We start from the raw sequence: 26,129 nt of genomic DNA, 5'->3' as shown, positions 1-26,129 counted from the left end.
TGGTGGGGAGACCTGTCTCATGCGAGCGCGGCTCCCGACTCCGACCGTGCACCGGCTGATCAGCTCCCCGCTCGGGGCCCTGCTCGATACGCCCGCGTACGAACGATTCAAGCTCGAACGTATGCCGTTCGAGCTGCGTCTCCTGCGCCTCGGCGCGATGGCCTCGGCCCTCGGCTCGTCCGACGCAGACGAATTGATCGCGCGCCTCGGCGTGAAAAACGAGGTGTCGATGAAGATGCGGCGCCGCCTCGCCCGAGGGCTCGTGCACTTCGCGCGGGCGCACGCGGCGCGCGAGGAGATCACGCGTCGCTGGGAGCGCGCATTCTGGGGCGAACCCTGGCCGCCGCCCGGGCGCGAGGAGCTCATCCGGCTGGAAATCGAGCGGCGCGTGCGCACGCGGCGGTGCCTCGTCCCCCAGCGGACGCTCGGGTTTTTCGCGGCCGAGGTCCCTTTTGATCCGATCGCCTTCCACGTCCCGTCGCCCGGCGAGGTCGCGGCGCGGTGGGCGCGGGAGATCGCGCGCCCGGAGCTGCTGTACGGTTTGCCCGCGGAGCTGCCCGCGATCGAGTGCTCCCGCTCGCTCCCGGGGCCCGTCGGCCCCGAATACTTGATTCGATTTCGTTCCCCCTCGCGCATCGGCGACGTCGTCCACGCCCGGGTCTTCGAGCCCGAGCGACGCGAGGAGGTCGCGGCGACGTTCATTTACGCCGGCGGCCTCTTCACGGCTTGCGACGATGTCGTGTACTGGCCCGAGGAGGAGGCGATGGGGCGAGGGCTCGCCGCGCGGGGGCATCGCGTGATCCTGCTCGCGCCGCCGTGGCACGGGAGGCGCGCGCCCGCAGGAAAGGCGAGCGGCGAGGCGATTCTCTCGGCGGGGCCGGAGGGGCTTTTTCGTCTCTGCGCAGCCGGCGCGCAGGAAATGGCGGTGCTCATTGCGTGGGCCCGCGAGCTCGGTTCGTGCGTGGTGGGCATCGGGGGCACGAGCATCGGGGCGCTCGTGGCGCAGGCAGTCTGCGGGCGCGCGCGGAGTTTTCCGCGAGGGATGCGCCCGGACGCCGTCTTCCTCGCAGGTGCGGCCCTCCGGCTCGACGAGGCGATCCTCGACGCGCCGCTCGCCGAGCGAATGGGTCTGTCTCGGGCGATCCTGGAAGCTGGCTGGACCCGCGAAGCCCTCGCCTGCCTGCGGGATGTCTTCGATCCCCCGAGCGAGCCCGGCATTCCGCCGGAGCGCATTCACGCCGTGCTCGGCCTTTCGGACCCGTTTCTCCCGGCCACGCTCGGGCGCGAGCTCTTGCGAGCGTGGCACGTTCCCGAGGGGAACATAACATTGCGGCCCGGGGGCCAGGTCGGTTTGCTCCTCCACCTGGTTCGGGATTCGGATGCGCGCCTCACCATCGCGGGCGCGCTTCGCCGCGCGGCGCGGGCCGTTCGCGCGTGACGTCGGGCCGCGAAGGTGTATCCTCCGCGCCGCTCATGTCGAACTGGTCGACCTTCACCCTGCCCTTCGAGGGCCTGGAACTGCCGCGATTCCTCCTGACGCTGGAGCAGTCGCTCGCCGCGTTCCCTGGCGCCCGCATCACGTTCGTCGAGCTCGACGCAGCCGACGACCCCGACGAACCCCTCTGCGGCATCGAGATCTCGCTGTCGCGCGCGCTCGTCGAGCAACACCGCGCACCCGAAGATCCCGAATTGCCGGAAGACGAGGACGCCCCCAGCGCCGAGATCACGCTCTCCGCCGAAGGCGAAGAGACGACGCTCGCCGTGGATCTCGAGCGAAACGCCTACGTCATGCCGGTGCTCGTCAAGATCGTCGAGGATGTCCTCCGTCGGCTCGAGGTGATCGACGAGGACGAAAGCGAAGACGAGGAAGACGAGGACGAGGACGAGGAATTCGACGAAGACGAGGACGAGGATCTCGAAGACGAAGACGAGGAAGACGTCGACGAGGACGAGGACGAGGACGAGGACGAGGAGGACGTCGACGAGGACGAGGCGGACGAAGAGGAAACCGAGGACGAGGTCGGAGAGGCCTTCGAAGCGCTCCGTGTCGTCGCCGCGCGTACCTTCGGGGCCATCGAAGGAGACGAAAAATCGTTTTCGCTCACGGTCTCCTGGGAGGAGCCGCCGCGCAAGAAGGGCGTCCGCGTGCGCGCCTTCGAGCCCGCGTTCGCCGCAGGCGAGGGCGAAGGCGCGTCATGGGTCGCGCTCGAATGCGAGGTTTGCCCGCTGTCCGCGCTCCCGCCGGCTGAGGCGGTCGGGATCAACACCGCGGCCGATTTCCAGATGTCGCTCGACGGCGAGACGTACCTCCTCACGACGAGTTATCCCGTGCGCGCGCTCGACGCGTCGCTCTTCCTGGAGATCACGCTCGCGCTCGCCGAGCAGGCGGACATCCTCGGTCTGGCCATCGAAGAAGGCAAGCTCGCCCGTTCCTGAGAGAAAACCATGCCCCGTCCGTTTTGCTTCACGCTGCCCTACGCTCGGTTCTCCCCAGCCCACGCGCTCGCGAGCCTGGAGGAAGCCATGGCCGTTTTTCCGGACGCGCGCATCGCGCGAGCCGTCGTCGACATGGAGCAGGAAAGCCCGCAAGGGCTCGATGTCGATATCGAGCTCGGTCCCTCGCTCCTGCCCGAATCCGCGGGCGAGGCGACGCTCACCGGGACGTTGTCGGTGCGCTTCGACGGGCAGATGGTGTCGCTCGTCATCGACCCGCGCGATTCGAGCGCGGCATTGCCCGCAATCTTCACGATCGCCGAGACGATGCTCGCAAGCGTGCGGGATCTCGCCGCAGTCGCCGCAGGTCAGGACGCCGAGGAAGAGGAAGACGTCGAGGTGGACGTCGATCCGTGGAGCAAGCCAGCGTCGTTCGACGACCTCGCGCGGCGGGCGCAGCACCTGTTCTCGCTGGACGGGCGCGGGGAGACAGCGTTTGGCGTGACGATCGCCTGGCAAAAGCCGGTGGGCCGGACGCAGGGTCTGCTGGCGCACGCGCACACGCCGCGTTTCGAGGAAGAGAACGGGGGCGAGGCGACGTGGGTGACGCTGGAGAGCCCCGTTTGTCCGAAGAACCGTCTGACGCCGGAGGAAGCGCTACGCCGGAGCCGCTCGCTCGATGTGGGTGCGCTCTGCGAGCGGGCCGAGCATTACACGATCGTGGCGCGGTATCCGCTGCGCGTGCTGGATCGGGCGCGATTCGTGGCAATCGCGATGGCCATCGCCGAGCAGGCGGATCGGCTGGAAGCGATGCTGACAGGCGGGAAGGACGAGTTCTGAGCTCGCGCGGTCGCCGCCTCGCTGGGGCTCTGCCCCAGGCCCCGCGGGGGCTGTCCGCCCCTCGACCCGGACCAGCGCAAGCGCTGGACTGATCGTCGATGAACTGCGCGATGCGCAGTTCATCGAACAGGCCGAGGAACGACCCCCGCCAATCGAGACAGCCGCGCTGCCATTTCGACCGGCAACGTTGTCCCTGGTCTTGCCACCGGCCCGTTGGAAGAACTGCGCGGAGCGCAGTTCTTCCACCCTCGGTCCAGGCCGTGCCTGGTCCGGGTCGAGGGGCGGACAGCCCCCGCGGGGTCCGGGGCAGAGCCCCGGCGCGGCGGGTCAGCCCATCGACTCGAGCACGAGCGCGATGCCCTGTCCGCCGCCGATGCACATCGTGACGATGCCGTAGCGCTTCTTCGTCCGGCGCAGCGCGTAGGCGCAGGTGAGCGTCAGGATCGCGCCTGTCGCGCCGAGCGGGTGGCCGAGCGCGATTGCGTTGCCCATCGGGTTCACGCGCTCCGGGTCGATGCCCATTTTTTCGAAATCGCGGACGCAGGCGAGCGCTTGGGGTGCGAAGGCCTCGTTGATCTCGACGATGTCGACGTCCTTGCCCGTGATGCCGGCCTTCGCGAGCGCTTTTTTCACGGCGGGGACGGGGCCCCAGCCCATGATTTGCGGGTCACAGGCGGCCACGCCCATGCCCGCGATGCGCGCGAGCGGGCGCGCGTCGTGGCGCTCGGCGTCCGACTCCTTGCCGATGATCATGGCTGCTGCGCCGTCGACGACGGCGCTCGCATTGCCCGCAGTGATGATGCCGCCGGGCTCGAACGCGGGCGCGAGGCGCGCCATTTTTGCGGGGCTCGGGTCTTCGAGGATGTGCGTGTCGTATTTGAGGACCGTGGGCGCGCCGCCGTCGTCTGCGGGGAGCGCGACCGGCTCGATCTCCTCGTCGAAATGGCCCGCGTCACGGGCGGCTTTCGCGTTCTTGTGCGAACGGTAGGCGAAGACGTCGGCCTCCTCGCGCTTGATGCCATACCGACGGCCGAGCTCCTCGGCCGTGTTCGCCATGGCCATCTTTGCGCTCGGATCGTAGAGGCTCATGAGGAGCATGTCCTGCAGGTGCGTGCCCGCGGGCAGCGCCTTCGCCTCGATGGGGCCGTATTTCTGCGTCGCCGCGCCGACCTTCTTGCCGCGGTAATCGTACAGGCAGAAGGGGTATTGCATGCTCTCGGCGCCGCCGACCACGGTGAACGGGCGCTCCTCGTCATTACGCAGCCCCGCGAGGAGGATCTCCGCGCCGACGCAGATCGCCTCGGCGCCGCTGCCGCAGATGCGCGCCACGGTGAGGGCCGGGACGTCCTTGCCGAGGCCGCCGCGCCATCGCATGCCCTGCGCGCCGTAAATCGAATCCCGGTGGCTGTGCTGGGCCATGCCCATCACCACGTGGCCAACGAGGCTGGGGTCGATCTTCGTGTGCCCGAGCGTCGCCTTGATGGCCATGCCGCCGAGCTGGGTCGTGGAGAAACGCGAGAAGAGGCCCGGGGCCTTGTTGTCCACGAGGATATCGGCGCGCGGGGTGCGACGCCCGCCGTCGAGGATGACGATGCTGGTCTCCTTGCTCATCGAACGCTCCGATCTCATTCGTGGAGGAACGCCGCCGGAACACGCGGGCCGTTCTGGATGAAGTTCTTCATGCCGATGTCGAGGTCGACCGTCTCCTTGCATTGCCCGAAACCCTTCGCTTCGAGCGCGAGGCCCTCGGCGAGCGGCAATGCATTGCCGCGGCGGACGACGGAGACCAGGATCGCGTCGATGGCACGCGAATGATGGCCGAGGTCCGTGGCGGGGAGTTTGTCGGAGACCGCGATCGGCGCCGGATCGACGGGGGCGAGCTTGATCTCACCGGCGAGGTGCTTCTTCACGAGGGCCTTGGCCTCGCCGAGGAAATCCTTCGCGGGCGCGACGGTCGCCCAGCCCCAGGCGTGCGCTTCCTTCGCGCCGACCGAGCGGCCCGTGCGGAGGAGGTCGATGGCGCGCTCGAAGCCGATGAGCCGTGGCAACCGTTGCGTGCCGCCATACCCGGGGATGATGCCGAGGTTCACCTCGGGCTGGCCGAGCACGAGCTCCGGGCCGACGACGCGGCCATGGCAAGCCATCGAGATCTCGGCGCCGCCGCCGAGGACGGGGCCATTCAAGGCCGCCACGACGGGCTTCTTCATCGAGGCGATGGTGTCCAGCACCGCGTGGCCCAAATGGCAGATGTTTTCGCAATCGGCCGGGCTCTTCAGCGAGGCGAGCTCGCCGATGTCCGCGCCCGCGAGCGCGCCGTCCTGGCTCGTGAAAATCACGCCCTTGACCGCGTCGTCACCGGAAAGCTCCTTCATCGACGCCTCGATCTCGGTGAGCGTCTCGCGGTTCAACGCATTGCGCACCTCGGGCCTGCGCACCGCGACGATCGCGAGCTCGCCTTCCCGCGTGACCACGACGTTCTTGCGGAAGCGCGGGAGGTTTTTCCCGGTGATGCTCTTCGGGACGTGGAATCCCGGGTGCTCGGCTGCGTAGGCGGTGCACACGGCGTGCACGCGCTCGATGCCGTACTCCTCGGCGAGCGAGAGCAGGCCCTTGCGGAAGCCGAGCGACATGCGCGTGAGCCAGTCGAGGTCCGAGGGGGCGCAGATGTTCTCGTCGGCCACGAAATAGGTGCGCGCGAAGAGCACGGCGAGGATCCGATCGAGCACCTTCTTGCCGAGCGCCTCGTCGTACCGGCCGTCGCCGCGGTTCTTCGGGTCGTGCCAGGGGCGATTGCCCACTTCGCGCAGAATGGCCGGCGGCTCGAACCAGGGGCTGCCCGTGGGCGCATCACGCATGAGCTCCTGGCAATGGACCGTGAGCAGGTTGCCCCGGGTCAAGTCCATCACGTTGAGCGGGCCGCCGCCGCCGATCGCGTCGTTCACGATCGCGTCGACCTGCGCCGGCGTGGCCACGCCCTCGGCCACGATACGCGCGGCCTCGGAGACGTAATTGCAGAAAATGTCGTCGGCCGCGAAACACGCGACGTCGGCCGTGGTGATGGGGACCTTGCCGAGCTTCTCCAGTGTGCGGATCATGCGCTCGCCGAGCGCATCGTCGCCCGAGAGGACGACCTCGACCGGGAGGCTACGCCACGCGGGATAGAAGGGGTGGTTCACGAAGCAGCGCGCGGGGTGCTTCGCGTCCTTCGCGATCTCGGCGCGCGGGATGCCGCTCGTGGCGAAGCCGATCAGGCAGTCGGGCCGGACCGTGGCTTCGAGCGCCGCGATGATCTTGCGCTTGATGGGCAGATCTTCGGTCGCGGCTTCGAGCACGTAATCACACGCGGCGAGGTCCGAGAGGGAGAGGGTGGGGACGAGGGCCTCTTTCACGGCGCGCGCGGCGCTCTCGGAGAGCTTTCCGCGGGCGAGGGCCTTCGTCACGTAGGTCTCGATGCGAGCCATGCCCGCGTCGAGCGCCTCTTGCTTGATGTCGTGCAAATAGACGCGGCCACCTTCTCTGGCGATGGCGGATACGAAGCCGTATGCCAGATCCGGGCCGATCGATCCCGAGCCGATCACGCCAACGATCATGTGTGAGACCACCTCCGGCGCGTCGGGGCGGCCCGCGGCCGGGTGCCTCCGAAGCAGGGCGGGCCTCTATCACCGGAGGGCCGCGGCGCCAAGGGTCCCGAGCGCGCCGCTCGTGCCCGCGCGCTCACTCGCCTCGCCGACGTGAGCACCCCCGCCGCCACACGTGCTCATCCGCGTCGAATGCGGCACGTGCATTGCAATTTCCAACGGGAACGGTCGCCGCGGACCACGGTCTTCGCGCGCGATCGAGCGGTCGCAACCTTTTGCGGCAGGAGGCGCGCATCATGGCGAACCCGTTCGGCGATCTGGTCCGGGAAGGCATGGAGGTCCGCACCGTGGACGGGCACAAGCTCGGCAAGGTGGTGGCGGTCCAGGTGGACAGCTTCGTGGTGGAGAAAGGATTCTTCTTCCCGAAAGATTACACGATTTCCTGCGAAGCCATCGAGGACGTCCGCGAAGGCTCGATCGTGCTCTCGACGCGCCGGGAGGAGCTCGGCATCGAGGGCGGCGGCGTCCTGGAATCGCTTGGCTTGACGCATCACGAGCCGCCGCTGCAGGCCGCGCTGCGGCTGGAAGAAGCTGAGCGGGCGGAGGAGGCGGCCCGTTTGTCCTTGCACGAGGAACAGGTGCAGGCGACGACGCACATCGAACAGGTGGGCGAGGTGCGCATTCGCAAGGACGTGGTGACGGAGGAGCAGCAGATCACGGTGCCCGTGAAGCGCGAGGTGGTGACGGTCGAGCGCGTGCCCGTCGCCGCGCAAGGCGCGCGCAGGGACGTCGCGCAGGGGAAGGCATTTCAGGAAGAATCCATCGTCATACCGATCCGCGAGGAGGTGGTCGATATCCAGAAGAGGCCCGTGGTGACGGAGGAAATCGTCGTCACGCGGGCGACCGAGCAGACGGAGGCGCCGGTGAGCACGACGGTGCGGCGCGAGGTGGCCGAGGTCGTGTCGGAAGGGGATCTGGAGGCGACCGAGGTGCCGCTGCGCAAGACGGGGACGTGAAGGCAGGCGGCGTCATTCGCGCGGGCGGAGCCATCCGGCGAGGCTCTCGGCGAGGCGCGCCGCCTCCGGGCCGCGCTCGTCCGCGAGATTGAAGAAACCCTCGGGATCGGCTTCGAGATCCACGAGCACGCTCCGCCGCGCGCGAACGTCGAACGAATAAAACCACGGGTAGCTGACGAGGCCGACTTCCATGGGAACCGCCGTCTCGGCATATCCCACGTTCTCGAAAAGTATCGGGCGAGATACGGCCTCGGAGCCGATGGGAGAGGTCTGCAAGGCACGACCCGGGAGATCGGTATCGAGGACGCCCGCGGCGGCGAGGATCGTGGGCGCCACGTCGAGGTGACCGACGGCGGACGCCTCGACCTTTGGCTCGATTCCGGGGAGACGCGCGACGAAAGGAATGCGGATGTGAAGGGGATGCGCGAGGCCGTGGTGGACGAGGCCACGCTCGCCGAGCCCTTCGCCGTGATCCGCGAGCACGAGGACCGTGGTCGAATTCCAGCGCGGTGAGGCGCGCAGAACGGAGATGAGGCGGCCGAGCTCGGTGTCGACGAGGCGGACGGTTTCGGCGTATCCAGCGGGGATCGGTCGCGGGAGCAGCGCGTGATCGTGCGGCTCCATGAAATGGATCCAAGCAAAGAGAGGCGCGCGGCGGTTGGGGCGTGAGGCAATGCGGGTGAACGTGTCGACGAGGTCCGGGGCACGGAGCGGGGCGCGGGCGTTCTCCTCGTAGACGTGGGAAAAACCGAGGGCGAGGGAGGGGTAATACGAGATGAGGCGGCCGCCGACGACAGCGACGGTCTCGTACCCGAGGGCGCCGAGGCGGCGCGCGATCGTGTTCGTATCGGGGGAGAGCGGCGCGGCGACGCTGCTGCGGACGGCGAGGTGGACGAGGTCGCGCTCGGGTTTGCCCGTCATGATCTGCGCGACGGCGCCAATCGTGGCCGGAGCAGAGGCGTAGGCGTGGCGGAAGACGACGCTTTCGGCCGCGAGCGCGGCCAAGGCGGGCATGTGGGTATCGATGACCCCGGCCGGGCCAACCAGGCGATCGGCGCGGAGGGTGTCGATGGTGACGAGGACGATATCGTCGCGGAGGGGCGCGGACGGGCTCGACGGAGGCGTCGGGGTTGTCATGGACGCCGCGGTCGTGGGCGGCGGGGTCATGGCGAGCGTGACCGCGTGCGCGATATCGTCGGCGAAAGGCTCGGGGCGTAGGCTCGGGAGCTCGCGCAGGAGGGCCGAGGGCAAGGTGCGGCCCATGCGGAGCAGGTGGTAGGCGCGCGCCGAGGTGCCGGTGATGGAAATCGTGGCGACCCAGGCGATTGCGGCCATGGAAAAGGTCGCCTGCACGCGGCGCGGAATGCGGCGGAGGAGCGAGAGGCAGGCGAGGCCGGCGGACGCGAACGAGGCAACGACGAGCGCGACGTACGTTTGCGGAGCGTGGGGTGAACGCAAAAAGGCGAGGATCGCGGCGAGCTCACCCACGGCGCAGAGCGCGGGGAGGGCCCAGCGCCGGGGCGCGAGGAAGGCGAGGGCGAAGGCCACGCCGCGCCGCGCGAGGCCAAACGCGAGGAGAAAGGCCACGGCGGCGGCAAGGACCCCCGCCGCGACGAATGCGTGCCGCTTGAGCGTGGCCGGCAGCGTGGTGGCGTGGTTCGTCAGGGTTATGACCGTGAGGGACAAACCGCCGACGAGGAGGAGCTCCGTGAGCCGATCGACTCGGCGGCCATGCGATTCGGGGGAATCGGAATCGAGCCCCGCGGGCGCGAGTTTTTGCTGGACGACGGCCGCGAGGGCGAACGTGACGCCCCCGACGAGGCCCGCACCGAGATAGACGGCGCCCGCGGCAGCGATGGCGCCCGCGACCTCGCGCCATGGCGCGGGCGGCGTGCGGGAGCGGAGGACGAGCAAGGCCGCGTCGGCGAGCGTGGCGCCAAGCCCCGCGAAGGCCCCCGCGGAGAGCGCTGCGAGGAGCGTCCGCAAGGGAGCGCGCGGCGAAGTCAACCCTCGCTGTGCCCGCCCGAGGGCGAACGCGGGGTGATCGGGATGCGCACCGTGGCCGGCGTCGGCTGGCGCGCGCTGACCGGACCCCGCAGGCTGGGCGGCGTACCCGCGCTCTGCGGGATCCCGACGCTCACCGGTTGCGCGCTGATCGGGGCGGTCTGCTCGGCGCGACGCTCGATGACCTCGCGCAGGCGCGCCCGCTCGGGCAGGGTCACGACGTCACCGAGAAAGTTCTCGGCCTCGCGCACCTCGCGGAACGCGCGGCGCTGGGGGTGGAAGGCGTCGCGGAGGATTCGCTGGATCTGGAGCGAAAGCGTGGGGCTTGCGCTGAGGACGAGGGCCGCGCGGAGCAGGCGTGGTTCGTTCCGCATCGTCGCGACGTACGCCTCGACCATGTCGGGCGGGAAGACGTTCGCGTCGCTCATATCGACGAAGACGATGTAGTTGCCCACCACCGACTGGAGCATCGCGTCGTGGTCACGCCGCCAGCCACTGGCCTCGCCATCACCGACCGGCGACCAGAACCGGACCTCGATCAGCCTGCCGACGTGGCTCTCGATGCTGTACATCGTTCCAACGTAGCGTAACCGAGTTGCGCTTTCCCCTCAAGGCCGGCGTGCGCCGCGTGACGGGCCCCGACGAACGGCGCGACGGGGCGACGCGAGGCTCGGCCCAGGACGGATCCCCGCGGGGCGATTTGAGGTTGTCCGGGCAATACGCTGGATCAGATGCCGTATTGACGCAGCTTCTTGTGCAGGCCCTCGCGGGTGATGCCGAGGGTCTTGGCGGCGTTCGTCTTGTTGTTGTTGTGCTCGCGGAGGGCTTCAAGGAGGAGGTATTTCTCCACGACGTCCATCATGTCCTTGAGCGTGCCACGCGCGACGCCGGCGCGGTTGACGAGGCCCTCGACCTGGCGGATTCGCGGCGAGAGGAGGTCGGGCGTGGCGAAGGCGCCGGGATCGAGCTGGATCACGATGCGCTGGACCTCGTTCTGGAGCTCGCGCACGTTGCCCGGCCAGTCGTAGGCCACCATGAGCTCCATCGCCTGCTGGCTGAAGCCGCCCACGTGTTTGCCGAGCTCCTCGGCGTAGCGCTGGAGGAAATGCGAGGCGAGCAGCGGAATGTCCTCGCGGCGCTCGCGGAGCGGCGGCAGGCGGAGCGGGAACTGGCTCAGGCGATAGTAGAGATCCTCGCGGAACCGGCCCTTCTTGACCTCTTCTTCGAGGTTCCTGTTCGTCGCGGTCACGATTCGCACGTTGACGTGCTTCGGGCTCGTGGCGCCGACGGGGCGGATCTCGCCTTCCTGCAACGCGCGCAGGAGCTTCGATTGCAAGGAGAGCGGGGTCTCGGTGATCTCGTCGAGGAAGAGGGTGCCGCCGTCGGCGATCTCGAAGAGGCCCTTCTTGTCCTCGGTCGCGCCCGTGAACGAGCCCTTCTTGTGGCCGAAGAGCTCGCTCTCGAGGAGCGTCTCGGCGAGCGCGGCGCAGTTCTGCGCGACGAAGAGCTTGTCGCGGCGGTTCGAGCCGTAATGGATGCGCGCCGCCATGACCTCCTTGCCCGTGCCGGTCTCGCCTTCGAGCAAGACGGTGACGCGCGTGTTCACGACCTTCTGAATCTGCGTGAGGACGCGCTGCATCGGCTCGCTTTGGCCGATGATGACGACGTCCTTGCCGCCGCGGCGCTTCTCCTCGCGGCCCTTCAGGAAGGTGTTTTCCTTCTGCAGGCGCTCCTCGGCGGAGACGAGGCGCTTGATGAGGCGCGCGTTGGCGACGGCGAGCGAGGCGTTGTACGCGAGGACGCCGAGGAGTTCGACGTCGTGCGCGTGGAGCATGCCGGGCGCGCTGCGGTTGTCGATCTGGAGGACGCCGATGATGTCCTCGCCGCGGAAGAGGGGGACGCCGATGGTGCTGCGGATGGAGGCGCCCATGATCGACTCGGTGCGGCCGACGTCGGTGGGCGCGTCAGCCGCGAGGACAGCGGCGCGCTCCTTGACGACCTTGCGGTAGACGCTGCGCGCGACGGGCACGGGGCCACGCGGCGGGCCAGCCGCGCCGTTCGCGAGGCGCACGCGGGTCATGACGGGTACGTAGGCGGCGGCGCCGGGATCACGGCCATCCTCGTCGTCGCGCAGGATGACGGTGGCATGCGTCGCGCTCGGGACGAGGAAGAGCGAGGCGTCGGCGACCTCGATGAGGACCTGATCGAGATCGCTGCCCGCGCCGATGCGCTTCTGCGCGGCGTAGAGCTTCGAGAGCAGGCCCGGGTCGCGCTCGATCGCCGCCGCGGCGGGGACGATCTCCTCGATGGGCTTGAGCTGCACGACGCGAGCTTTGTCGCCGTCGTCGGAGAGAGTGACGCGCAGCGCGGCCACGTTGTCGCCGGAGCCGAGCTCGACGATGTCGCCGGACTCGAGCTCGACGGGCCCGCTCTCGGGCGTCACGCGCTTGCGTTCTTCGCGACGCACGAGGGTCGTGCCGTTCGTCGAGCGCAGGTCGTGCAGGGCGGCGCGATCGGCGCCGACGACGATGCGCGCGTGCTCCCCGGAGACGTGCTGGTCTTCGAGCACGACGTCGTTCGACGGAGCGCGCCCGATGCGAACGACCTCCTCGCCGACCTCGAACGTTCGACCCGCAGCAATCCCCTGCGTTACCTCCAGCACGAGCATAAAGCGGCCGGATACTACGCCTGGATTCGCCTGGCCCAAGAACAAAACCCTTCGAAAAACAAAGCCCCACGGGCTTCGAAAAACAAAGCCCCCCTCTCCCGGCGGGAGAGGGGGGCTCGGGGGTGTGGGCGCTCGGCCTACTGACCGCGCGCGTTCAAGCGGTAGATGACCGTCTTGAAGGGGTTGACCGCGGCGATCTTGTTGCTGTCCTTCGTCGCCTCGGCCTCGTCGACCATCTTCTGGAGCTGGCCCGCGATGGCCGCGTCGCCCTTCGCCGAGCGGCGATCGATCACCTGCACCGAGATGAACTTCCCGGCCGCGTTCGTGATCTTCGGCAGGAGCTCGACGAGCTTCGGCCGCGCGGCGTCGCCGCCGAGCACGCCGACCATGTACGCGCTCTTCATGCCGATGAACTGCTTGTCACCGACGTGCGAGTTCGGATCCGCGAGCTTGCCGTAGTAGCAGTCGAGCTTGTCGCCGCACTCCTTCAGCAACTCCGTGGCCATCTTGTATTCCTTCTCGTAGCCCTTGCCGAGCGTGGAAGGTTTGCCATCGGGGCCGTTGATCTTCGAGTTGAAGAGCTTGTCGACCTCGGGGATCTGGTCGGCCTTCATGAGCTTCATCGCCGTGAGCAGCGTCGCGGCGCGCATCGGCTCGAGGTCGGCGTCCTCGCCCTTCGCGTCGAGCGCGTTCTTCACCATCCAGGGCACGAGGTTCGCGTCGAAGAGGTAACCCATCGTCTCGAGGAGCTGATCACGCGCGCCGACGCCGGGCGGGATCGTCATCGTGATCGAGGTCTTCTCGTAGACGCCCTGCACCGCCTTGAGCGCCGGCTCCGAGGTCGGCAGCTTGAGCAGCTCGCGGGCGATGACGACCTTGCCCGTGTCGTCGGCCTTGGCGATCGCATCGATCATCGGCTGCACGGCCTCCTCGCGGCCGATGCTGCCGAGGATGAGCGCGGCGGGCGCGACGTACGCCGTGTCGGCCTGCTTCGTCGCGGCCTCGGGCACCTTGCCGTCCTCGCCCTTGTTCGCGAGGAGGTACTCTTCCTTCGCGTACTTCACGAGGTCCGCGTCGCCGCCCTGGAGGAGCTTCACCGTCGGCTCGATCGAGGGCTTGCCGATCTTGATGAGCGCGTAGATCGCCGTGGCCTGCGCGTCCGCCTTCGTCGGCGAGAGGACGATCTTGACGAGCGGCTGCACCGCCTTCGCGCTCTTCAGCTGGCCGAGGATTTCGGCGCAGGTGATCTGCCAGTAGAACTGGTCCTTGAGGACGTTGATGTCCTTGCGGTCGGCGATCGGGACCTCGATCTTCTTGACGCAGTCGCCTTCCCACGAGGGCTCGGCGAGCTCGAGCAGCGCGTCGTGCACGTCGCGCGTGATGAGCGAGGCCTTGGGCTTCGAGTGGCGCAGCTTCGAGAACGCCTCGAAGAGCGGGCCCGCCGCCTCCTTCGCCTTCATCGGGCCGACGCCACGCGCCGCGGCGCGCACGTCTTCTTCCGTGCTGTCGGGCTTGTAGTCCTTGAGCGTCTTGATGAGGCACGGCGCGCCGCGGAGATCACGCGCGTCGGAGAGGAACTTGACGACCTTCGACTGCGTCTTCTCGTCGAGATCGCCGTTCGCGCAGATCTGCGACATCGGCTCGACGATCTTGTCGAGCAGCGGCTTGACGTTCGGACCGTTCCTGTCCTTGCTGTCCTTCGTCATCGCATCTTCGAAGAACTGGACGAGGCGGCTCACGGCAGGCACGCGCGTGGCCGGATCCGACAGCTTCTTGACGTGCGTCAGGGGGTCGTTCTCGTCCCCCCCACAGCCAACGATGGCGCTCGTGGCGACGGTCACCCCCGAGGCGACGACGGCCCCCAAGAGGAGCGAGCGAAGGGTGGGGTAAATTCGGCGTGCATTGCGGAACATGTCTTCCTCCGGCGTTCCCTCAGAAGCGGCCTTGGCACGGCGGGCGTGCGCTGGATGGGTCCCAGATGCCCCCCGCATCACGACGACCACGGTGCCACTAGCGAGCGGAAACGAATGACAGCGCGATGCCGAAGACCAGCGGGCCGCGTTCCCCGGAAGGCCAAGTCCCCCGGATGACTGAAGAAAGCGACCCAGCTTGCCTGCGATCTCGGGGCCGCACGCTATTCGTGGTCGCTCGACGTGTCAACGAACCCGCGAAAGCGCGAGCGCTCGGCGCAGCCCCAGCGCGAACAAACGGTCAGGCATCACACCGCGTAGGGTCGTCATCGCGAAACCATCACGACCCACGATCGTCCGGAACGGGGGAAAGGGCTCGCCGACGAGGCGCATGATGGTGCGACCCACCTCGTCGGGCGGCGGTGCGCGCCGGGCGCCGCCGATGGCGAGATCCTCGATCCTGCGGATGAGCGCTCCGTAAGGGCCCTCGTCGGCGACGTGCGCGCCGCGCTTGAGGTTCTCGAAGAAGATCGGCGTGCGGAAGGTGCCTGGCGCGACGACGAGCACGTCGATGCCGAAGGGCTCGAGCTCCCAGCGCAGCGCCTCGCTGAAGCCTTCCACGGCGTGCTTCGTGGCCGCGTAGATCGAGAGACACGGCATGGCCACGCGGCCCGAGGTGCTCGACACGTTGACGATGCGGCCGCGGCCGGCGCTGCGCATCGAGGGGAGGATCGCGCGCGTGGTCGCCATGAGCCCGAGCACGTTGGTCTCGAGCTGGAGGCGCACGTCGTCTTCGGATTGCTCCTCGAAGGGACCGCCGATCGCGATCCCCGCGTTGTTGACGAGCGCGAAGAAGGGCCCGTACTTCAGGACGAGCTCGCGGATCTTGTCGCCCGCGCCGGGCGAGATCACGTCGAGCTGCTCGACGTCGACCGAGACGCCGCGATCCTTGGCGGCCTTCTCGAGGGCCTCACGCCGGTCGAGATCGCGCATCGTCGCCACGACCTTGTGCCCCGCTGCCGCGCACTCGATGGCCGCGGACAAACCAATGCCGCTCGACGTCCCCGTGATCAGGACAAGCTTGCTCACGGCCCGGCAGTCTAGCCGATGATCATCGATTCGGAGAGCAACTTGCCCTCGGCGAACCTGCGCAGGTTCCAGCGGTCGAAGAGCGGCAGCTTCGTGCCTTCGGCGATGTGCTGCGCGAGGAGCTTGCCCATCACGGGCGCCATCATGAAGCCGTGGCCCATGAAGCCCGAGGCCTGGTAGAAGTTTTCGATCGCATCGACCTCGCCCACGATGGGGTTCGCGTCGGGCGTGAGGTCGTAACAGCCTGCCCACTGGCGCAGGACCTTGACCCGGCCGAGGAGAGGCACCGTCGCCGTGAGGGCACGCGCGTAGAGCGCGAGGAAGCGGTGTGACGAGCCCATGTCGAGGCCCTCGGGGACGTCCTCGTTGGAGATGCCTCCGACGATCTCGCCGCGCATCGACTGCGAGAAGTACAGGCCGTTCGAGAGGTCCGCGACGAGCGGCTTGAGCCAGGGCTTGAGCGGTTCGGTCGAGCAGATCTCGTGGCGGTGCGGGCGGTTCGGAAGCTTCACGTCGAGCATCGCCGCGAGGATCGGGCTCCACGCGCCGCAGGCGTTGACGACGCGGTTCGTCCGGATGACGCCCTTGTTCGTGACGACGCCCTCGATGCGCGAGCCGCGTGTCTCGAAGCCCGTGACCTCGGTGAAGGTCTCGATCTCGACGCCGAGCTTCTGCGCGCACTCGGCGTAGCCCCAGACGAACGGCCACGGGAAGACGACGGCGTCATCGGGGTTGTAGCTCGCGAGCAGGACGCCCTCGACGTCGAGCTCGGGCACGATGCGCTTGGCCTCTTTGGGTTCGAGCAGGCGTGTCGTGAGGCCACACTCGTTCTGCACGCGCACGCTCTTTTCGAGGTTCTTCTGCGCGCGCTCGTTGCGGACGAGGAAGAGGTAGCCGCCCTGGCGGAACCAGACGTTGATCTTCATCTCGGCCGCGAAGTCGCGGCACATGCGGATGCTCTCCTGCATGAGCCGGATGTTCTCTTCGCTGCCGAACTGGGCCCGCACGCCGCCGCCGTTGCGGCCGCTCGCGCCGCCGCAGAGGTAGCCCTTCTCGACGACGACCGTGTCCGTGATGCCGTGGTTTTTCGCGAGGTGCCAGGCGACGGACAGGCCCATGATCCCGCCCCCCACGATCACCACGCTGGCTCGGTCGCGCATGGTACGCGGAGCTTAGCTCAAAGCCGAGATGGCTTCGATCACGGTGTCGTAGAGCGCCGCGTTCGTCGCGACGAGGCCGTTTTCGAGCTTCAGCCCGCCGTAGGCGTAGTCGATCGGCGCGCCGTCGAGATCCGAGAAGCGGCCGCCCGCGGCGACGAGGATCGCTTCGGGGCCGCACGTGTCCCAGAGCTTCGCGCCCGTGCCGCCGTGTACGTAAATCTCAGCTTCTCCAGTGCTGACACGCGCGACCTTCACCCCGACCGATCCGCACGGGACGACACGGCGAACGCCGAGCCGCGTGGCGAGTGGCTCGACCAGGCGCGGGCGGTGCGAGCGCGAGACCATCATCGTGGCCTTCGAGGGATCACGCTGATCCGAGACGCGGAGCGGGCGGCGCACGCCGTCCGGGCCTTCGACGAAGGCGACGGAGGAGGCGCCGACGCGGCCGCAGAGCGCCTCGCCCGACTCGGGCATGACGACCACCCCGAGCGTCGCGCGGCCGCCCACGGCGAGGCCGATCATCACGGCGAACTCGGGGTTCCGATCGGCGAACTCGCGCGTGCCGTCGAGGGGATCGACGAAGAAGACGCGGTCGTTCTGGACCATCTTCCGCGCCTCGGCCGCGGTCTCCGGCGGGGTCTCCTCGGCGATGATCGGGACGCCGGGGAACGTCTCGGCGAGGCGCGCGCAGATGAGCGTGTTCGCCTCGCGATCGGCGCGTGTGACCGGATCGTTCGGGCCCTTCATCTCGACGGCGAAGGTCGTCCGGTAGACCGCGCGGACGATCTCCGCCGCCTCGCGGGCGATGCCGAGGACGGTCAAAAGCTCCGTGTCCATGCTGGCGTTTTCCATGGTGCCTCCGCGCGAGCTCCGTCAGATCTCGACGCCCACGGCCGTGAGCCGCGCAGCGAGCTCGACCATGACCGTGTCCTTGAGGTACGGCGGTTCGCCCGCCTCGCGCTCGAGCTGGTCGAACTGCGCGACCGAGCGAGGGCCGAGGATCGCCGAGGAGACGAGCTGGTTCGCCAGGACGAACCGGAGCGCGACGGAGCGGAGCGTGCCGACGTCTTCGGCCTTGGAGAAGGGGCGGAGCGCGTCGAGCTGCTGGATGCGTTTGGCGAGTTCCTTCTGGCTCCAACGATCGGCGCGGTGGTCGCCCGAGTAAAACTCGCGCTCGGGGCTCCAGTGGCCGGTGAGCAGGCCGTGGGCGAGGACGCTCCGCGCGAGGACGCCGACGCCGTGCTCCTTCACGTCCGCGGAGAGCGCGTGGAGATCCTTGGCGATGAAAACGTTGTACGCGAGCTCGAGGACCTTGGCGCCGGCGCGGATCGCGGCGCGCCCGACCTCGATCGATCCTGCGCTCACGCCCCAGGCGCGCACGAGGCCACGCTCTTCGAGCTCCTTCATGAACGCGACGGTTTCCGTGCGTGCGAGCGCGTGCTCGGTCGGGTTGTGGAGGAGCACGATGTCGAGCGGGCTGCGATCGAGCCGCTCGCGCGAGCGCTCGAAGGCGACGCGCAGGTAGCTCGGGTCGAAGCGCTTCTGCGCGGGTGAGGCTTCGAGGTCGGTGCCGATCTTCGTGACGACGTAGGTCTTGTCCTTCGGCAAGCGCGCGCCGAGCTTCTTCTCCATGGCGCCGCGGCCGTAGACGTCGGCGGTGTCGAAGAGGTTCACGCCGGAGGCGACGGCACGATCGAGGACACGATCGACCTCGGGCAAGACGACGGGCCCGTAGCCGTCGCCGGAGAGCCCCCACGTGCCGAGCCCGAGCTCGGAGACTTCGAGGGAGGTTTTGCCGAGAGGCCGCTTTCGCACGGGCCTGCATTTACAACGTACGGCGGTGTCCGTCCATCGTGCATGGCGCGAGGGCTCGCCTGCGCCGGGCTCCCGATCGAGCCGCCCCGGAACCAGGGAGGTTTACGAGGGAACCATGGCGAAGGAGCCGTTTTTCGCGTCGAGGACGGAGGGCGAGAAGACCTCCGGAGGTCGGGATGTGGAGGCGGCAGAGGGCGCACACAAAGCGCTCGAGCTCGTCGCGCTGCGTGGCACCGAGGTGCTCGGCGTGCGCCACGTGCTCGACGGCGGGGCGTGCTGGATCGGGCAGGCCCCGGAGTCGATCGCGCGGATCCCGATGGTCGAATACGGAGGCCAACCGGCCATCGTGGCCGAGGTCAAGGAGGGGCAGTTCATGCTCCACGTGCCTCCGCGCGCGAGGGGACGAACGCATGGAAAAGATGGGCTCGGCCGTCTCGTGATGGGGCCCGTGTCGCTCGAAGTGGAGGAGGGCGATCGGGCGGTGATCGTGCTCGGGCCGGTGCAGATCCGCGCGCGGCTCGTGGCGATCGAGGCGTCGGGCAAGGAGCGGATGCGGATCCCGAACGAGACGCGCCGCCTGCTCACCGTGATGGGCGCGCTCTACGTGACGGCGCTCGCGCTCTGCGCGGCGATCGCGCCCGCGCGGCCCGAGCGGCTCGCGAACGGCGCGATCCGGCGGGCGATCGCGACGGTGACGGAGAGCGTGGCGAGCGTGAACACGACGCAAGATTTCCCCCACCCGTGATACGCGGAGGCAGGCGCGTCACTGGTAAAGCCAGTAGTGAAACGAATGGAACGCGCCCGCCTCGCGCGGCGTGATCTCGATCTCGGTCCGGGCCCAGACGCGATCGGGCGGGATTTCCACGACACGCTCGACCCACGGGCCGGCGGGGAGCCGCGCCGAGCCGATCTCGATGCCGCCCGCGCGTACGACGAGCTCGACGTCGGTGTCGGCCGAGGCGCGCAGGACGAGCGACGCAGCGCGGCCCTGGGCGAGGTTCGTGGTGAAGCGATCGACCGCCCGGCGCATGCGGCCGCCGTCAGCAATCTCCGCGGCCGGCGTGTCCTCGTCCGAGCCTGCATCTTCCCGCCGCGGCGACTCGGCCATCACCGCCACGTTGTCCTGGTCCGACGCGCCGAGCCGCGCGTAGCCGTGCGTGTCCTCGGACTCGAGGTCGGAGACGTCGATCTCGTCGGCGAGCGCGCCCTTCGGCGCCACCACGCGCGGCAGCGCCCCCGTGCCGAGGAGATCCCAGCGAGCCTCGTGGGCGATCATCGTGGGTCCTCCAAGGATCGATTGATCGACCACGGTCTCGCGGTGCAGCTCCTCGCCGAGCACGGGCGGGCAGGCCATCCACTGCGGGTACACGATGAAGTGCGAGGGCCGGCGCTCGGCGGGGAGTTTTTCGTAGTGCTCGAAGCGTGAGCCGGCGCCGAACGTCCAGTAGCGCGACTCGCCTTCGGTCGTCAGGCCGACGACGTCGAAGGTGCGCCGGTCGGAGACGTAGGCGATCGCGCCCGTGTCGTTCACGCCGATGCGCGCGTCCGCGGGCAGCTTCTCGCGCGCCCAGAAGCCGAGCGTGACCTGCTGGTGATCGATCGCGCGCGCGCTCGTGGCGAGGTCGGAGAGCGTCCAGGGGAGCTTCGTGACGAGCGCGCCGGTGAAGAGGCCGAGGACGAGCGGCGTGACGGGCGCGCGCGCGCGGACGAAGCGACGCGCGACGTCGCCGATCTCGCGAGCGAGGCAAGCGAGGAGGACGAAGTGCGCGGCGTAGAAGGGCCAGACGTAGCGGACGCGGTTCCAGAGAAAGCTCAGGTACGTGCACGGCAGCGCCGTCGCGAGGACGATCGCGAGGACGAACGTGCCGTGGATCGGGAGCGCCGCACGGTGCGCGCGGGTGACGAGCGCGAAGACGCCGAGGATCGTCGGGACGAGGAAGTTCTCGGGGACGAAGACCGCGGACCACTCGCCGCCGTCGAGCACGCTCTGCCAGAGGACACGCAGGTTCGATTGGAGGAACGCGATCATGCCGGCGCGGTCGTAAGCGGGGTTCGCCGGGAGCCACTTGACCATCGTCGTCGACGAGGCCGCGTGCCCCGCGATCACGAGATGGAGCAGCGGAACGAGCAGCGGGCCGAGCGCGGGGACGAGCGCGACGAGGCGCCGTGGTTTGCCCTCGCCGCTCGGGCGCAAGGCGAGCGCCGCGACGGCGAGCGCCGAGGCGACGGCGCCTTCGGGACGAACGAGGGGCGTGAGCAAGCCGAGCGCGGCGACCTCGATCGCCTGGCGACGGCCCGGCGCGGGGGACGCGGGATCAGGCTCGCAGTACGCGGCCGCGACGCGCGCCGTGCGCATGAGCATCCACGCGAAGGGGATGGTCTCCATGCCGCTCCAGGCGAACCAGGCGAACGCGCCGAAGCCGAGGCACATGATCATCGCACCGGCGCCCGCGGCGCGGCCGGCGAGGCGATGCGCGAGGCGGCCGGTCTCGACGGCGAGCGCGGCGTGCGCGAGCGTGCCGAGCAGCCACGTGGCCCAGACGAACGAGAGCCCGCGCAGGCCGAGGAGGTAGAGCGGCGCGAGGGCGATCGGCCAGAGCAGGCTCGTCGCGCCCGTCGTGTAGCCCTCACCGGGCACGTACGAGAAGAAGTGACCCTCGGCGAGGCGACGCGCGTATTGCAGGTGGATGAAGGCGTCGTCGAGCGGGAGCGCGGGGCGTCCTGCGCGGTTGAGGATCCCGCGGATGGCGAGGGCGCCGAGGGCGAAGCTCACCACGAGGGGAAAGGCGTAAGGGGCCAGGCGTTTGCCCACGTCCCGAGGCGTCACGGGCGCGACCATACCGACCCCGTCAAAGGCCCGCTACCCATCCGGCCGACGTTGTGCTTGTTTGCGCCCGCCATGGTATTCCGGCCGCGCCCCAACCATCCGTACGCTCACGCCGCTCGCTTTCCGGACGAGGGCCCGGTCGACATCGGCTCGATCCTGCCGGGCGAAGGCCCCATCGAGATCGAGATCGGCCCGGGCCGCGGGGGTTTCGTCTTCGAACGCGCGGCGGCCGCGCCGGATCGCCGGCTGCTCGGGCTCGAGATCCGGCTGAAATGGTCGTCGGTCGTGGACGAACGGCTCAAGAAGCAGGGCCTCGGCGCGCGTGCGCGTGTGCTCAACGCGGATGCGCGCGAGGCGCTCTCCCGGCTCGGCCCGGATGCCTCGATCGACACGTTTTTCATGCATTTCCCCGATCCCTGGTGGAAGAAGAAGCACGCGAAACGCCTCGTCATGGGGCCCGGTCTGCTCGACTCGATCGCGCGGCTCTTGCGCGACGGCGGCGAGTTTTACGTGCAGACGGACGTCGCGGAGCGGGCCGAGATGTACGAAGCGCAGATCGGCGCGCACGAGGCGTTCGAGCCGAGCGGAGACGAGCCGGGTTCGGCGCGGATGGCCGAGAACCCGTACAACGCGCGGAGCCCGCGCGAGCACCACGCCATCGCGGATGGGCTGCCCGTGACGCGTTTGCGGTACCGCCGTCGTCCGCGTTGACTAATTCAGCTTGAAGGCCGCCCGCGCGACCTCGCCGGCCTTCACCGGCACGGCCTGCGACTGCGAGGCGCCGCCGCCTTCGGGCTTGCACGTGATGCGCGCGGTGCCTGCGTTGACCACGGCCTCGACGGGCGTGGACCCGTAGCCGACGCCGTTGATCGTCACGTTGCAGAAGCCGCCTTTCGACGTGACACGCACCTTGCCGCTGCCGCCGCCGCCTCCGCCGCCCGCAGTGCTCGGGCTGCCCGTGCTCGCGACCGCGGTGCTGTTTGAATCGGCCTTCACGAGCCGCTCCTGGATGACCTTCGTCTCGCCCTGCTCGGCGGTGAACGTGATCGTCTTCGGCACGTAGCCCGAGAGCTGGAGCACGAGCTTGTGCTCCTCGCCCGCGGAGAGCCCTTCGAGCTTCTCGACCACGCCCTTCAGTTGCTTGTTGTCGAGCCAGACCGTCGCGGGGGGATCGATTTTCAGCACCACCGTGACCGATCCGGTCTTCATCACGGCCTGGATGGCGCGCAGGGGCGCCTGCTCCGTCAACGTGATCGACTCGCGGTGCGCCTCGAAGCCTTCCTTCGTCAGCTTGATCTTGATCTCGCTGTCGAGCGGCAGCCCCTCGATCTTCGCGGGCGTCACCTGCTTCTGCAGCTCGCCGTTGATCCAGATCGAGCAACCCTCGTCCGCGCCGCACTTGACGTCGAGCGCGCCCTTCGTCTCCTTTGCGCGCACCGCCTGCGCCTTCTCGGCGTCGGCGCGCATCTGCGCTTCGCGTTCCGCGGCCTGCTTGCGCATGTAGAAGAAGCCGCTCACGCCGGCGGCCACCACGGCGGCGAGCGCGATCCAGAGACCCACGCTCGATCGCTTCGGCAGCGGCGTCGCGCCCGTCGCCGACATGCCCCCGCCCGCCGTCACGATGCCCTCGTACATCGAGGGGCTGTGCTGCAGGGCGATGATGTCGGCGAGCTGCTTGACGTCCTGCAGCGCCTCCTTCTGCTGCTCCAGTTTGTCCTGGAACAGGGACTGCATCCACTGCGTGAGGCTGATCTGCGAGACCGGGATGCGCTCCTCGCGGACGAACGCTTCGAGGTCGCTCTGCATCTCGCGCGCGCTCTGGTAGCGATCCTCGCGCTTCTTCTCGAGCGACTTCATCACGATGCGCTCGAGCGCGGGCGGGTAGCCGGGTTTGACCTGGCTCGGGCGCGGATACTCCTTCTCGCAGATGAGCTTCAGCGTCTCGAACTCGCTCGATCCCTTGAAGAGCCGTTTGCCCGTGGTGAGCTCGAAGAGCAGCACGCCGACCGCGAAGATGTCGCTGCGCCAATCGACGTCGCTGCCAGACGCCTGCTCGGGCGACATGTACGGGACTTTGCCCTTGAGCTGGCCGTCCTTCGTGTCCTCGCCGACCTGCGAGCTCGACTTGGCCACGCCGAAGTCGACGATCTTCACGTCGCCCGAGAACGTGCAGACGATGTTCTGCGGCGAGATGTCGCGATGCACGATGTGCAGGAGGTTGCCCTCGAGGTCGCGCTTCTCGTGCGCGTAGGCGAGGCCCGCGCAGGTGCCGAGGCCGATCGCGACGGCGTGCTCGAGCGGGAACTCGGTGAGGCCCTTCTTGCGCATCGCGCGGACGATGGAGCGGATGTCCTCGCCGTGGATGTGCTCCATGGCGATGAAGTACGTCCCGTCGACCTGCCCGACGTCGAAGGTCTGCACGATGTTCGGATGCGACATCGTCGCGGCGACGCGCGCCTCGTGCAGGAGCATCTCGATGAACGCCTGATCGTTGTTCATCGAGGGCAAGATCCGCTTGATGACGATGAGCTTCTCGAAGCCCGCCACCGAGCGGTGCAAGGCGAGGAAGATCTCCGCCATCCCGCCGGCCGCCAGCCGACGCAGAAGCGTGTACTTGCCGAACTGGCGCGGCAGGTTCTCTTCAGGGAGCGAGGCCAGGTTGATCCCCGCGTCGTCCTGTGGCTCTCCGCCCGCGCGCTGCACCATCCCGTAATCCCGTCTGTCCGTAAGGTTACGGCGCAGCATCATGACATGGTAGCTCGTGGTGTCGACGGATTCTTCCACCCGCGCGCCGTCGCGCCCTCCGTCCCGGCGGCACGCCCTCCGGCTAGAAATGAGCGCAAGATCCATGCTAGGCAGCATCGTGACCCCGCCGCATTCACCCCTGCGCGCTCTGCCTCGCATCACCCTCGCGCTTTCCATCACGGCGGTGCTGCTCGGGGCCTCGACCTCCGCCGATGCGGCCTCGATCCGGAAGGGTCCGTACCTGCAAGCGCTCGGCCAGGCGGCCGTCACGATCAAGCTGGAACTCTCGACGCCGGAGCCGGCGACGGTCCTCGTGACCGGGCCGGCAGGGTTCACCACGTCGAAGGCGTCGGCGTCGGAGAAGCGCTTCCACGCGATCCGGGTCGAGGGGCTCTCGCCCGCGACGACATACGCGTATCGCGTGAAGATCGGCGACGTGGAGAGCAAGCCCGTGGATTTCACCACGGCGCCCGCGGATGACCGCCCCTTCAAGTTCGTCGCCTACGGCGACAGTCGTTCGGACGCCGCAGCGCACGCGGCCGTCGCACGGGCCATCGAAGCCGCGCCCGGCGACTTCTTCGTGCACACGGGCGACATGGTCCAGGACGGCAACAACGAGGCGCAGTGGCAGGAGTTCTTCGGCATCGAGGGCAAGCTGCTCGCGAACCGGTGCATCTTCGTCGCCGTCGGCAACCACGAGCTCACGGCGCCCGATCCCACGGGGCAGGTGAACTTCCTCCGGTACTTCGCGGCGACCGAGACGGACGGCCGGGAGCGCCCGCACCTCTACGGCTCGTTCCGCTGGTCGAACACGCGGTTCTTCCTGCTGAACGCGATGGATACGTGGACCGGCGACGAGAAGGAGTGGCTGCGCGCGGAGCTCGCGAGCGCGCTCGACGAGCCGGGGCTCGTGCATCGGATCGCGGTGCTGCACCACGGGCCGTTCTCGAGCGGCTACCACGGCGGCAACGCGCGCCTCGCGTCGCAAGGGATCATCCCGATGCTGCGGGACAACAAGGTCGAGCTCGTGATCGCGGGGCACGACCACGTCTACGAGCGCGGCGAAGGGCAGGGGCTCAAGTACATCGTGTCGGGCGGCGCGGGCGCGCCGCTCTACCAGCAACGCAGTCGCGCGCCGGGGATGCAGTACTTCGAGTCGGTGCATCACTTCCTCGAATTCGCGGTCGACGGCCCCGAGGTCCAAGTCCTCGCCCGCCGCGCGAGCGGGAGCGTGATCGAGCAGTGCAGCTACCGGGGGACGGAGAGCTGGTCCTGCAAGTCCGACGAGAAGAAGCCCGCCACCGCCGCCACGCCCGCGACGACCCAAGCGAGCACCGCTTGCGCCTGCGCCGTCCCGGGGAGCACGACCGGGAATGCGGGCGGGGCCGCGGCGCTCGTCGCCCTCGCCGCGCTCGGGGCCCTCGGGGCCAGGCGCCGCGTTTCGTCCGCGGGAGATACTTGATCACCGGCCGAGCCCGGGGATATCGTCCCGCCATGCGTAGGTTTTCCTCGCTCGTCTCGACCGCGTCCGCGTTGGCTCTCCTCGGCAGCGTGCTGCTCGGCTGCGCCACGTACCGTCAGGATCTGGAGCGGGCGCAGAAGCACTACGAGGAGAACCAGTACGAGAAGGCGCTCGCGCTCTTCCGCGTGCTCGAGCCCGACATCGACTCGCTCTCCGACGCCGAGCAGGCGAAGTACGCATACCTCCGCGGCATGACCGACTACCGGCTCGCGGGGCTCTCGCTCGCCGCGAACGTGCCGGGCGGCGTGGCCGATCCGAAACGCGGCTACCGCGACAACGCGCGCCACTGGCTCGCCGTCGCCGCCGCCATCGAGAAGAACACGCCAGGCGGACTCACCGGCGACGAAAAGAAGCGGCTCGAAGACGCGATGTCCGATCTCAACAAGGACGTGTACGGCGGCGTCGAGAGCGTCGACGACAAGGCCGAAGGCACGAAGAAGCCCGAAGACGCGGCCGAGAAGAAGGAAGATCCCAGCGCAGCTCCCGCGGCCCCGGCCCCGACGCCGGCGCCGAAGTAGAGCT

At 68.9% G+C, this 26,129-nt stretch carries 21 protein-coding genes; 8 read left to right on the top strand and 13 right to left on the bottom strand.

The annotated features are described in order from the left end of the window. The first annotated feature begins 46 nt into the window (after nt 1–46). Genes KEG57_RS11535 through KEG57_RS11525 form a run of 3 tightly spaced genes read left to right on the top strand, consistent with a single transcriptional unit; the run spans nt 47 to nt 3,273 of the window. On the top strand, nt 47–1,438 hold the full coding sequence (locus KEG57_RS11535; RefSeq protein ID WP_272458470.1) for an alpha/beta fold hydrolase: 1,392 nt from the start codon (nt 47–49) through the stop codon (nt 1,436–1,438). 35 nt (nt 1,439–1,473) lie between these two features. Then, nucleotides 1,474–2,436: a hypothetical protein gene (locus tag KEG57_RS11530; protein ID WP_272458469.1), complete on the top strand. Its 963-nt coding sequence runs from the start codon at nt 1,474–1,476 to the stop codon at nt 2,434–2,436. Nucleotides 2,437–2,445: 9 nt separating this feature from the next. Next, the gene (locus KEG57_RS11525; RefSeq protein WP_272458468.1) at nt 2,446–3,273 is read left to right on the top strand and encodes a hypothetical protein; all 828 of its coding nucleotides are present in this window, start codon (nt 2,446–2,448) and stop codon (nt 3,271–3,273) included. A 327-nt stretch (nt 3,274–3,600) separates the two neighbouring features. On the opposite strand, the gene KEG57_RS11520 is transcribed toward KEG57_RS11525, so the two are convergent. From KEG57_RS11520 to KEG57_RS11510, 3 genes are all read right to left on the bottom strand, one after another. Beyond that, complete coding sequence (locus KEG57_RS11520) at nt 3,601–4,884, bottom strand: thiolase family protein (RefSeq protein ID WP_272458467.1); 1,284 nt, start codon at nt 4,882–4,884, stop codon at nt 3,601–3,603. Between the two features lie 14 nt (nt 4,885–4,898). Beyond that, complete coding sequence (locus tag KEG57_RS11515; protein WP_272458466.1) at nt 4,899–6,863, bottom strand: 3-hydroxyacyl-CoA dehydrogenase/enoyl-CoA hydratase family protein; 1,965 nt, start codon at nt 6,861–6,863, stop codon at nt 4,899–4,901. Between the two features lie 69 nt (nt 6,864–6,932). Next, nucleotides 6,933–7,058 carry a hypothetical protein gene (locus tag KEG57_RS11510; RefSeq protein ID WP_272458465.1) on the bottom strand — a complete coding sequence of 42 codons (126 nt, stop codon included), beginning with the start codon at nt 7,056–7,058 and terminating at the stop codon, nt 6,933–6,935. A gap of 89 nt (nt 7,059–7,147) precedes the next feature. On the opposite strand from KEG57_RS11510, the gene KEG57_RS11505 reads away from it, so the two are divergent. Then, nucleotides 7,148–7,867: a YsnF/AvaK domain-containing protein gene (locus KEG57_RS11505; protein ID WP_272458464.1), complete on the top strand. Its 720-nt coding sequence runs from the start codon at nt 7,148–7,150 to the stop codon at nt 7,865–7,867. Between the two features lie 12 nt (nt 7,868–7,879). Here KEG57_RS11505 and KEG57_RS11500 read toward each other — a convergent pair whose 3' ends face one another. From KEG57_RS11500 to KEG57_RS11465, 8 genes are all read right to left on the bottom strand, one after another. Continuing rightward, on the bottom strand, nt 7,880–9,853 hold the full coding sequence (locus KEG57_RS11500; protein WP_272458463.1) for a sulfatase: 1,974 nt from the start codon (nt 9,851–9,853) through the stop codon (nt 7,880–7,882). 17 nt (nt 9,854–9,870) lie between these two features. Further along, nucleotides 9,871–10,443, bottom strand: coding sequence for a hypothetical protein (locus KEG57_RS11495; RefSeq protein WP_272458462.1), 573 nt, complete (start codon nt 10,441–10,443; stop codon nt 9,871–9,873). Nucleotides 10,444–10,598: 155 nt separating this feature from the next. Further along, nucleotides 10,599–12,539, bottom strand: a complete 1,941-nt coding sequence (locus KEG57_RS11490) for a sigma 54-interacting transcriptional regulator (RefSeq protein WP_272420078.1) — start codon at nt 12,537–12,539, stop codon at nt 10,599–10,601. A gap of 137 nt (nt 12,540–12,676) precedes the next feature. Further along, a complete protein-coding gene (locus tag KEG57_RS11485) occupies nt 12,677–14,452 on the bottom strand; it encodes a HEAT repeat domain-containing protein (protein ID WP_272420079.1) in 1,776 nt (591 codons plus the stop codon). Nucleotides 14,453–14,695: 243 nt separating this feature from the next. Beyond that, a complete protein-coding gene (locus KEG57_RS11480) occupies nt 14,696–15,538 on the bottom strand; it encodes an SDR family NAD(P)-dependent oxidoreductase (RefSeq protein WP_272420080.1) in 843 nt (280 codons plus the stop codon). 11 nt (nt 15,539–15,549) lie between these two features. Then, nucleotides 15,550–16,698, bottom strand: a complete 1,149-nt coding sequence (locus KEG57_RS11475; RefSeq protein WP_272420081.1) for an NAD(P)/FAD-dependent oxidoreductase — start codon at nt 16,696–16,698, stop codon at nt 15,550–15,552. A gap of 12 nt (nt 16,699–16,710) precedes the next feature. Then, entirely contained in the window at nt 16,711–17,550 is an 840-nt protein-coding gene (locus tag KEG57_RS11470; protein WP_272420082.1) for a 3'(2'),5'-bisphosphate nucleotidase CysQ family protein, read from the bottom strand. Nucleotides 17,551–17,571: 21 nt separating this feature from the next. Further along, nucleotides 17,572–18,513: an aldo/keto reductase gene (locus KEG57_RS11465; RefSeq protein WP_272420083.1), complete on the bottom strand. Its 942-nt coding sequence runs from the start codon at nt 18,511–18,513 to the stop codon at nt 17,572–17,574. 115 nt (nt 18,514–18,628) lie between these two features. Between KEG57_RS11465 and KEG57_RS11460 the strand changes: the two genes are divergently transcribed. After that, entirely contained in the window at nt 18,629–19,258 is a 630-nt protein-coding gene (locus KEG57_RS11460; RefSeq protein WP_272420084.1) for a hypothetical protein, read from the top strand. A gap of 18 nt (nt 19,259–19,276) precedes the next feature. Here KEG57_RS11460 and KEG57_RS11455 read toward each other — a convergent pair whose 3' ends face one another. After that, the gene (locus tag KEG57_RS11455) at nt 19,277–21,340 is read right to left on the bottom strand and encodes a DUF8728 domain-containing protein (RefSeq protein WP_272420085.1); all 2,064 of its coding nucleotides are present in this window, start codon (nt 21,338–21,340) and stop codon (nt 19,277–19,279) included. Between the two features lie 72 nt (nt 21,341–21,412). Here KEG57_RS11455 and trmB point away from each other — a divergent pair, with 72 nt between their 5' ends. Next, nucleotides 21,413–22,051, top strand: coding sequence for a tRNA (guanine(46)-N(7))-methyltransferase TrmB (trmB, locus tag KEG57_RS11450; protein WP_272420086.1), 639 nt, complete (start codon nt 21,413–21,415; stop codon nt 22,049–22,051). On the opposite strand, the gene KEG57_RS11445 is transcribed toward trmB, so the two are convergent. Beyond that, complete coding sequence (locus KEG57_RS11445) at nt 22,052–24,088, bottom strand: serine/threonine-protein kinase (protein WP_272420087.1); 2,037 nt, start codon at nt 24,086–24,088, stop codon at nt 22,052–22,054. It lies immediately after the preceding gene. 100 nt (nt 24,089–24,188) lie between these two features. On the opposite strand from KEG57_RS11445, the gene KEG57_RS11440 reads away from it, so the two are divergent. Both KEG57_RS11440 and KEG57_RS11435 read left to right on the top strand, forming a co-directional pair. Then, nucleotides 24,189–25,547 carry a metallophosphoesterase gene (locus tag KEG57_RS11440; protein WP_272458461.1) on the top strand — a complete coding sequence of 453 codons (1,359 nt, stop codon included), beginning with the start codon at nt 24,189–24,191 and terminating at the stop codon, nt 25,545–25,547. Between the two features lie 32 nt (nt 25,548–25,579). Further along, nucleotides 25,580–26,125, top strand: coding sequence for an outer membrane protein assembly factor BamD (locus KEG57_RS11435; RefSeq protein WP_272420089.1), 546 nt, complete (start codon nt 25,580–25,582; stop codon nt 26,123–26,125). Nucleotides 26,126–26,129 lie beyond the last annotated feature (4 nt).

This window comes from Polyangium jinanense, from assembly GCF_028435365.1.
This window is presented reverse-complemented; position numbering and strand designations above follow the sequence as displayed.

Coding starts and splice junctions, on each gene's coding strand:
- KEG57_RS11520 (WP_272458467.1), bottom strand. CDS start 4,884: ATGAGCAAGGAGACCAGCATCGTCATCCTCGACGGCGGGCGTCGCACC.
- KEG57_RS11435 (WP_272420089.1), top strand. CDS start 25,580: ATGCGTAGGTTTTCCTCGCTCGTCTCGACCGCGTCCGCGTTGGCTCTC.
- KEG57_RS11440 (WP_272458461.1), top strand. CDS start 24,189: ATGCTAGGCAGCATCGTGACCCCGCCGCATTCACCCCTGCGCGCTCTG.
- trmB (WP_272420086.1), top strand. CDS start 21,413: ATGGTATTCCGGCCGCGCCCCAACCATCCGTACGCTCACGCCGCTCGC.
- KEG57_RS11490 (WP_272420078.1), bottom strand. CDS start 12,539: ATGCTCGTGCTGGAGGTAACGCAGGGGATTGCTGCGGGTCGAACGTTC.
- KEG57_RS11510 (WP_272458465.1), bottom strand. CDS start 7,058: ATGCACGTGCCGCATTCGACGCGGATGAGCACGTGTGGCGGCGGGGGT.
- KEG57_RS11515 (WP_272458466.1), bottom strand. CDS start 6,863: ATGATCGTTGGCGTGATCGGCTCGGGATCGATCGGCCCGGATCTGGCA.
- KEG57_RS11445 (WP_272420087.1), bottom strand. CDS start 24,088: ATGATGCTGCGCCGTAACCTTACGGACAGACGGGATTACGGGATGGTG.
- KEG57_RS11485 (WP_272420079.1), bottom strand. CDS start 14,452: ATGTTCCGCAATGCACGCCGAATTTACCCCACCCTTCGCTCGCTCCTC.
- KEG57_RS11495 (WP_272458462.1), bottom strand. CDS start 10,443: ATGTACAGCATCGAGAGCCACGTCGGCAGGCTGATCGAGGTCCGGTTC.
- KEG57_RS11530 (WP_272458469.1), top strand. CDS start 1,474: ATGTCGAACTGGTCGACCTTCACCCTGCCCTTCGAGGGCCTGGAACTG.
- KEG57_RS11460 (WP_272420084.1), top strand. CDS start 18,629: ATGGCGAAGGAGCCGTTTTTCGCGTCGAGGACGGAGGGCGAGAAGACC.
- KEG57_RS11470 (WP_272420082.1), bottom strand. CDS start 17,550: ATGGAAAACGCCAGCATGGACACGGAGCTTTTGACCGTCCTCGGCATC.
- KEG57_RS11505 (WP_272458464.1), top strand. CDS start 7,148: ATGGCGAACCCGTTCGGCGATCTGGTCCGGGAAGGCATGGAGGTCCGC.
- KEG57_RS11525 (WP_272458468.1), top strand. CDS start 2,446: ATGCCCCGTCCGTTTTGCTTCACGCTGCCCTACGCTCGGTTCTCCCCA.
- KEG57_RS11475 (WP_272420081.1), bottom strand. CDS start 16,698: ATGCGCGACCGAGCCAGCGTGGTGATCGTGGGGGGCGGGATCATGGGC.